Source organism: Pseudoalteromonas sp. GW168-MNA-CIBAN-0100 (assembly GCF_040309225.1).
GTDB lineage: Bacteria > Pseudomonadota > Gammaproteobacteria > Enterobacterales > Alteromonadaceae > Pseudoalteromonas > Pseudoalteromonas arctica.
Genome location: NZ_JBEOOL010000616.1, coordinates 1 through 267 on the forward strand (window position 1 = coordinate 1; position 267 = coordinate 267).

Here is a 267-nt window from a genome sequence, read left to right on the forward strand (position 1 = left end):
GTGATAGCGCTAGCAACTTACAAAATGCGCTACAAAGCATACCGCATAATGATATTAAGCATAGTTATAATAGCGTAGCAGCAGCACTCGATGTAATTTTGCCAACACAACAAAACGACACAGTTTTGATTGTTTTTGGTTCATTTTTTACCGTTGCTGGCGCTATTGATTACTTTAAAAAATAGAGAGAATATCGGTGAACTCAAGTTTTATAAATCGCTTAGTCGGAACAAGTATCGTGGTAATAGCAGCAATTGTGTTTATACC

At 36.3% G+C, this 267-nt stretch carries 2 pseudogenes; both read left to right on the forward strand.

The annotated features are described in order from the left end of the window. Window positions 1-185 (forward strand): annotated as a pseudogene (locus AAEY62_RS22680) (bifunctional tetrahydrofolate synthase/dihydrofolate synthase); the annotation flags it as partial. Window positions 186-196: 11 nt separating this feature from the next. Continuing rightward, window positions 197-267 (forward strand): annotated as a pseudogene (locus AAEY62_RS22685) (SPOR domain-containing protein); the annotation flags it as partial.